Raw genomic sequence first — 6,282 nt, forward strand, 5'->3', positions numbered from 1 at the left:
CATGATCAAGCTAGAGGTTTAAAGACTGAGCGGGTTCCAATTATTTTTATTAATAAATATTTTACACAATTCATACCAGGTAAGCAAGAGAGCTACGCCACTACTACCGAATCATTACCCTTTTGTGAGCATTGAAAGGCTAGTTTGCGTTGATTTTTTAATCTGATTGACTAAGTTAAGCTCGTTCTGCTCAATAGAAAGAGGATAATCCTGCTTGTCTCCATCAGTTTTTAGGTAGCGATCGAGGATTTTTTGGAACAAGCGCGGTATATCTTGAAGGATTCCCATCAAGTTCCGGTTGAGATCGGCTCGAGTATTCTGGGGCCAAAATAGTAAGGCCACAGCAATTCCCACAGCGATTCCGATCCAGTTATCGATGAGGTGCGATCTCGCGTAGCGAGCGCGTTGCGACCGCAAATAGAGCCAGATATTTTGTTGTGCTGATGTTCCTACCACTCTCATGGCAATTAAAGCGCCCAGTAGTGTGGCTTGGGAATAAGCGGCTTGCCATCGGTAAGTTTCACAGATCAGGGCGGCTAAAATGTAGGTGAGAGAGGGAATGACAAAAAAACTTGAGCCTTGGATTCCGTAGGCGTTCACCAGGATAGCGGCAATGATTCCCCCCAAAGCACTTCCCCCCAAACGCCCCAAACCTGCGGCGATCTCGCGTAGCGAGCGCGTTGCGACCGCACCTCCCATCGATGGCTCAATCAGTACAGATACATAGCCAAAGACGGGATAGACAAAGTTGTCTAAAACATTTCCTCGGTGCCAAAAGAAACTCGTTAAGAGAGCAGCACCCAGGGAAAATTTCAATCCCTGTCTGATCATTAGCCCGTTTTTACTGTCCAAGGTATCTCTATATCCTTTTTCGGCTTACTCATTTTATTCATTAATCGCTCGCTCAATCCCATATAAAATCAGTGCCAAAAACGTCACCAACCAAAACCAAAGCTGAGGAGGCTCACTATGGATCAGGATTACTAAGACAAAGGCTGCGGCAATAATCCACCACTTAAACCACCAAGTCCACCATTGAGAACGTCTTTTCGGATTTTCCATATTAGGTTTAACCGTTTATTCTAGTCGTTGTTTCTTTCAGCTACTTACGCTCGCAAGATTGTGGTTAACGGTCGTACACCCCTGTAATCCAGCGAAAAGCAGGGGTTATATAACTCACCAAAGAACGCTCTTCCACCACGGCATGGACATCTGCGGTGGTCCCGTTGGTAATTGTTTGGGGCGCCCCCTTGGCTTGGGTCCAGTAAAAACCACTCGGTGTATTGCGATCGACCTTCAGGGCTAAAGTGGCTTTGATAACACTGGCATTGACGGGTATAGGCTTATCGCGATCGTCTTCATCCCTACCCAGAAACAGCTTGCTGGCGAGTTCATTACTTCCGACTATATTTGCCAGTTCTGCCACAGTTACCGGCTGCTGATCGACGGTAATTACCTTAGCGACGATACCCCCATAGCGTTCGCGATCATAGAGATCGGGAACGACTTCTACTTCCTTGCCCGGTTCTAATCGTTTGGCATCACCACTCTTAAACAATGCCACCACGTTGGTCTTGGCCTTTAGATTGGAGACTTCTAACGTACCGATGCGCCCCCCCCGGAGCCAGAACTTCCCCCGGATTAACAGATAAGTCTAAAATCTGGCCGTTGTACAGACTCACTACATTTTTGTTGGCTTGAATAGTGGTTTTTAACGTATTAATCTCTCGTTGCTGGTCAGCGATCGCATTGTAACGAAGAATATCACTGGCTGTATCTTGGAGGTCTATTTGCCGTTTTTCTGTGTTTAGTATATTATTCTGTGCCGCCCGTGTTCAACTACTGGCAGGCTTTCATCAACCCCCTTCAGGCGGTCGCAACGCGCTCGCTACGCGAGACCGAGTTCTATTTGGACGCGATTGATACTATTAGAAGCCTCTAGATTATTGAACTGAAACAAATAGGAGGGAAAATCTAGCTTGGCGACAGCCCCCTCTTCGATAAGTTTATCGTAGGCGGCTAGTCTTTGATCCGTTGAGTTCTGGAAATTTTTAAGGTATCGAGCATGGGAGAGATAAGCCTCTCGCTGTTTTTGATTACTGGATAATTGAACTTGAAGTGCTTTAATCTGAAGCTGATTCGCCTTTTGCTGGCGATCTATTGAGGCTGCATTCAATTGGCGACGACTCACTTCAATAGAGTCAACTCTTTTATCCTGCTGCTTGAGAGCTGCTAGTCTATCCTTTTTATCCTTTAATTCTGTTTCTAATTCAGGAAACTCTAAAGTTGCCAGTAATTGCCCTTTTTTGACAGAATCTCCCGGTTGAATCAGGAGGGTTAACACCCGCCCACCTTGACGGGGTTCGATATTAACAATAGAACGAGGAATCAAAATGACCGCTCGTCCTTGAATAGGAGTCGGAATCTTGCCAACTATCGCCCAATAACTCAGTCCTCCGAGCAAAAGACCGACCGGCATTAAGCGCAGGATTATCTCCCCTAATCTTCCTGTTGGCTCCGAATATTTAAACGTTTTTTCCGAATTAATTTTAGGATCAATTCCCGTTTTTATTTGATTATTATCCTGATGTTCTATCCTAGCCTGTGTTGTTTTCTTCGCACCCATATCTGGCTGCTGATGATTCTGATCAGACATAGATTCGGCTTGATTCTTTGCCATTGTACTGAAATGAGTAAAAATCACTTAATTTGTAACATTATAAGCATTCAGAGGATATTACTTTAGACCAGGAAAATCCTCTGAAAAAATCGCTCAAGCTATTTTTGACATAAGATAACTAGGCTACCTCGAAAGATTTACCGAAGGCTCAAACCTTTAAAATTTCCTGTAAGAAACCTAATAAAGTATTACTCTTGATGTGACCTAAAACAACCTAATTAGGGATCAAGTGTTTGAGTCCAACACTCCGACTAGAGAGATAATCTATCGAACGAGTTTACACCATTCCAGCTTTTAACTTACATAAGGCGTATAGTCTCATTGTGACCGTTCAGGGGGGGGGATGTCAAGCCGCCAGTGGCATTGACTCAGTGGAAGAACTCTCCTGGGGTAGCAGAGAAGGAGAAGAACTGCCTTTGCTAACTAACGTCAGCATCCGCGCCACAAAAACACTACCCGCCTCACTTTGAGAACCAAAGCTAGTGCGCCGCCACAGCACCGTTGCTCTAGCTGTTCTATCTTCAAACCTAACTGCACTACTAGCTGTCTGACGTTGGCGGTCGTTCTTTCCCAATCCCCTGCACCAATTCCTGGTATCAACCGTTGGTGCTTCTCATCCATGCCCCTTAGATTACCAGATTTCGTCCCCCCCTGAACGGTTACCAACATTTTAAAGGCGGTTTTTGGGGCAATTCCATGTGTACTATCATGCTAAAAACCTGAAGTCTTGTGAAATAGAATCGTTAATCCCATTAAATTTTAGCCCGTATTATGTGAACTAAAACCTGAAACCTTTGCTACAGCGCAAATTTAGAATTGCTGACTTAATAACTTTTCTCTATTTTTTAAATAAGGAATTTTGTCATTTTCTTTAGGAAAGTTATTACGAATAAACTTAACTAAAAAGATGCAAGATATAACTCCTAAAATTGAGTATAGAACTAAAAAAGGTTCATTTATTTTCCTATACTCAAGAATTGAAAGATAGGGAAAGTTGAAGTTTTGAGCATAAAAAATAAACCATAACATATTAGACATTAGGGTTGTAATTGCCCCAAAAACAAATATATCTAATAAATTGGCAGTTTTAAACAATAAAATGGATAAGATCAATATGTAAAACAAACTAACTAGGAAATTGGGCTTAAACGTAGGAAGCCACAATATAAAAAATATAAGAAGTATCACTAAAATAGCTTTTTTATTTCCCACTTTAAGAGATATTTTTTGTAATAAAATTCCTTGAAATAAAAAAATATGGAATGGATACGTTATTAAAATGTCAATTAAAAAATCAAGTAAAAACATTCCAAAATCTTGAGGATTATATTGATTAATTATTTTTTCCATATGGTCAGGCAATATTAAAGAAAAATGGTCAGGCAATATTAAAGAAAAACTATAATAAATTAACCTACCCAATGAGATCGAAAAAGTAGTGTAGATAATCGCTATTTCAGTAATTATTCGCCAAGAGATTTTCAGATTAGGAATAAAATCTTTGAGTTTAAAATCTGCTATTTTTAAATCTCTTATAACTAACAATAACCACAGAAAGATGTAGAATGCGAAGAAAATTGTTCTTTGTCCACTTGTTTCGTTGAAAAATCCCGTATAGTCCCAATTATTAAGTTTAAAAAGTGGCATTGCACAGATCACCATTGTGTATAGTAAACCTATGCTGTAGAATAAAAAAATTTCTACAAGGTTAATTTTTTCAAAAGGAGTAGTCGTTGACTGTTCTTCAGATAAATCTTCTGAGGATATAACGGTATTTTTAGGAGTAATTGCCGATAAAAGAAATAAGCCAACAAAACTAAGTAATCCTACTATCCCCCAACTAGGTGAGTATCCTTTACTTTGAATGTAACGAGAACAACCCTTAACAAAAGGAAAATATCCATATATTAATAATCCTAATACAATAAATGCTAACACGCCTAATAAGGGTGATTTATCAGGAATAATCTTAGCCTTTGAAAGTACCACAATAGTTATCAAGGGAAGCCATTGAATACTTAATCCCTTCATAATTAATTTAATAGCTTTATTTTTTTTGTCTGTCTCTATTGTTTTGGTTTCTAGCATAATTCCGTTTACTGGTAACTTTTGTAACAATTTTTTACAAAAAAATAACACAAAACAAACCGCTAGTAGGAGAACTGACCCGAATGTTAGAGGAATACCGCCAACACGCTGAATAAAAGAGCATTGCTTGGCATCCCTCCCCTCAATGCCACCAGACCTCCCAACTTTGTGAACTCCTCAAAAATCCCCCTGAAGAACAGAAGGAATAACTCTTAAGTTTATTGTAACCGTTCAGGGGGGGGGGATGTCAAGCCGCCAGTGGCATTGACTCTGTGGAAGGACTCTCCAGGGGCAGCAGAGAGGGAGAAGAACTGCCTTTCCTAGAGGCATGGATACTACTCTCTCACAGTAGCCGCTCTTTTCTACGTCTTTTTAGATTATCAGATTTTGTCCCCCCCTGAACTAGGGTTGATTCATTGTAGGGTTGATTCATGAATCAACCCTACCCCCTGAACAGTTACTTCAAGGGAGAAAAAGCGATCGGGCTATAATAGAGAAAATTTCATTTTAACTTGAGAAAATTCATTATGACAGCTACTATTGAAGACATTCGGGAAATACTAAAGGAATTGGCCCAATCCCAACAAGAGTTATCCCAAGCTCAAAAAGAAACAGATAAGCAAATTAACAGGGTTAGTCAGCAGATTGGGGAGTTGGGCAATCGTTTAGGAGAATTTGTCGAGTGGCAAGTGCGTCCTGCGGTGGTGCGTCTGTTTCAGGAGCGGGGTATTGATGTGCATGAGTTTCACCCTGGCATTTCGGTAAAACGGGATAATGAGGGTTTAGAGATTGATCTATTGGTAGTAAATGATACCGATGCCATTTTAGTGGAGGTCAAAAGTAAGTTAACTCAAAGGGATGTGGATGAGCATTTACAACGTTTGGCCAAGTTTAAGCGGTTAATGCCTCGTTTTCGAGATGTAAAGGCTTTGGGAGCGGTGGCAGCGATGATTGTTCCCAATGAGGTGGCGAGTTACGCTTGTCGTCAGGGTTTATTTGTGTTGGTGCAGTCAGGGGAAAATGTAATAATTTTAAATGATGCGGAGTTTACGCCCCGGGTTTGGTAGGTTTAGCTTTCGTTCCACCCCCTCGCCCGCAAGACTGTATCTTAGAATACATTTTACCCACCAGATCCAAGAGAGCCATGAGAGTGAAGAGATTGAAAATTTAGAGATTTTATTTTTCTCCAAACGTTTAGAGTCTCAAACCCAATTTGAATTACTATTAGAGGAAAATTTAAAAATGACTGAGCCATTAACAGCAGGTTTACTTATCACCTTAGCAGTACAAGAGTTTGTGAAGTCTGGGACGGGAGATTTAGCGAAACGCTTTACGGCTGAAGCTTTGGCTAAGATTCCTGTTTTATGGTAAAAGATCAAAACTCGCTTGGTAATGATTCGGTAGTAGTGGCGTAGCCCTCTTGCTTACCTGGTATGAATTGTGTAAAATATTTATTAATAAAAATAATTGGAACCCGCTCAGTCTTTAAACCTCTAGCTTGATCATGACTTTTC

Annotated in this window: 7 protein-coding genes and 1 pseudogene; 2 read left to right on the plus strand and 6 right to left on the minus strand. The window is 40.8% G+C overall.

From position 1 onward, the window contains the following. Window positions 1–120: 120 nt before the first annotated feature. From PX481_RS22500 to PX481_RS22525, 6 genes and pseudogenes are all read right to left on the minus strand, one after another. A pseudogene (locus tag PX481_RS22500) lies at window positions 121–831 on the minus strand (aromatic acid exporter family protein); the annotation flags it as partial. A gap of 54 nt (window positions 832–885) precedes the next feature. Further along, on the minus strand, window positions 886–1,062 hold the full coding sequence (locus tag PX481_RS22505; RefSeq protein ID WP_170915562.1) for a hypothetical protein: 177 nt from the start codon (window positions 1,060–1,062) through the stop codon (window positions 886–888). 64 nt (window positions 1,063–1,126) lie between these two features. Further along, entirely contained in the window at window positions 1,127–1,567 is a 441-nt protein-coding gene (locus PX481_RS22510; protein WP_288096145.1) for a hypothetical protein, read from the minus strand. A 321-nt stretch (window positions 1,568–1,888) separates the two neighbouring features. Continuing rightward, entirely contained in the window at window positions 1,889–2,656 is a 768-nt protein-coding gene (locus PX481_RS22515; RefSeq protein ID WP_223212998.1) for a biotin/lipoyl-binding protein, read from the minus strand. Window positions 2,657–3,026: 370 nt separating this feature from the next. Then, complete coding sequence (locus tag PX481_RS22520; protein ID WP_002759371.1) at window positions 3,027–3,254, minus strand: hypothetical protein; 228 nt, start codon at window positions 3,252–3,254, stop codon at window positions 3,027–3,029. Between the two features lie 236 nt (window positions 3,255–3,490). Beyond that, complete coding sequence (locus PX481_RS22525; protein WP_288096149.1) at window positions 3,491–4,798, minus strand: hypothetical protein; 1,308 nt, start codon at window positions 4,796–4,798, stop codon at window positions 3,491–3,493. Between the two features lie 497 nt (window positions 4,799–5,295). Here PX481_RS22525 and PX481_RS22530 point away from each other — a divergent pair, with 497 nt between their 5' ends. Both PX481_RS22530 and PX481_RS22535 read left to right on the plus strand, forming a co-directional pair. Then, on the plus strand, window positions 5,296–5,835 hold the full coding sequence (locus PX481_RS22530; protein WP_002759366.1) for a DUF3782 domain-containing protein: 540 nt from the start codon (window positions 5,296–5,298) through the stop codon (window positions 5,833–5,835). Window positions 5,836–6,010: 175 nt separating this feature from the next. After that, window positions 6,011–6,139 carry a hypothetical protein gene (locus PX481_RS22535; protein WP_256378307.1) on the plus strand — a complete coding sequence of 43 codons (129 nt, stop codon included), beginning with the start codon at window positions 6,011–6,013 and terminating at the stop codon, window positions 6,137–6,139. Window positions 6,140–6,282 lie beyond the last annotated feature (143 nt).

Source organism: Microcystis sp. M53603_WE2 (assembly GCF_030065435.1).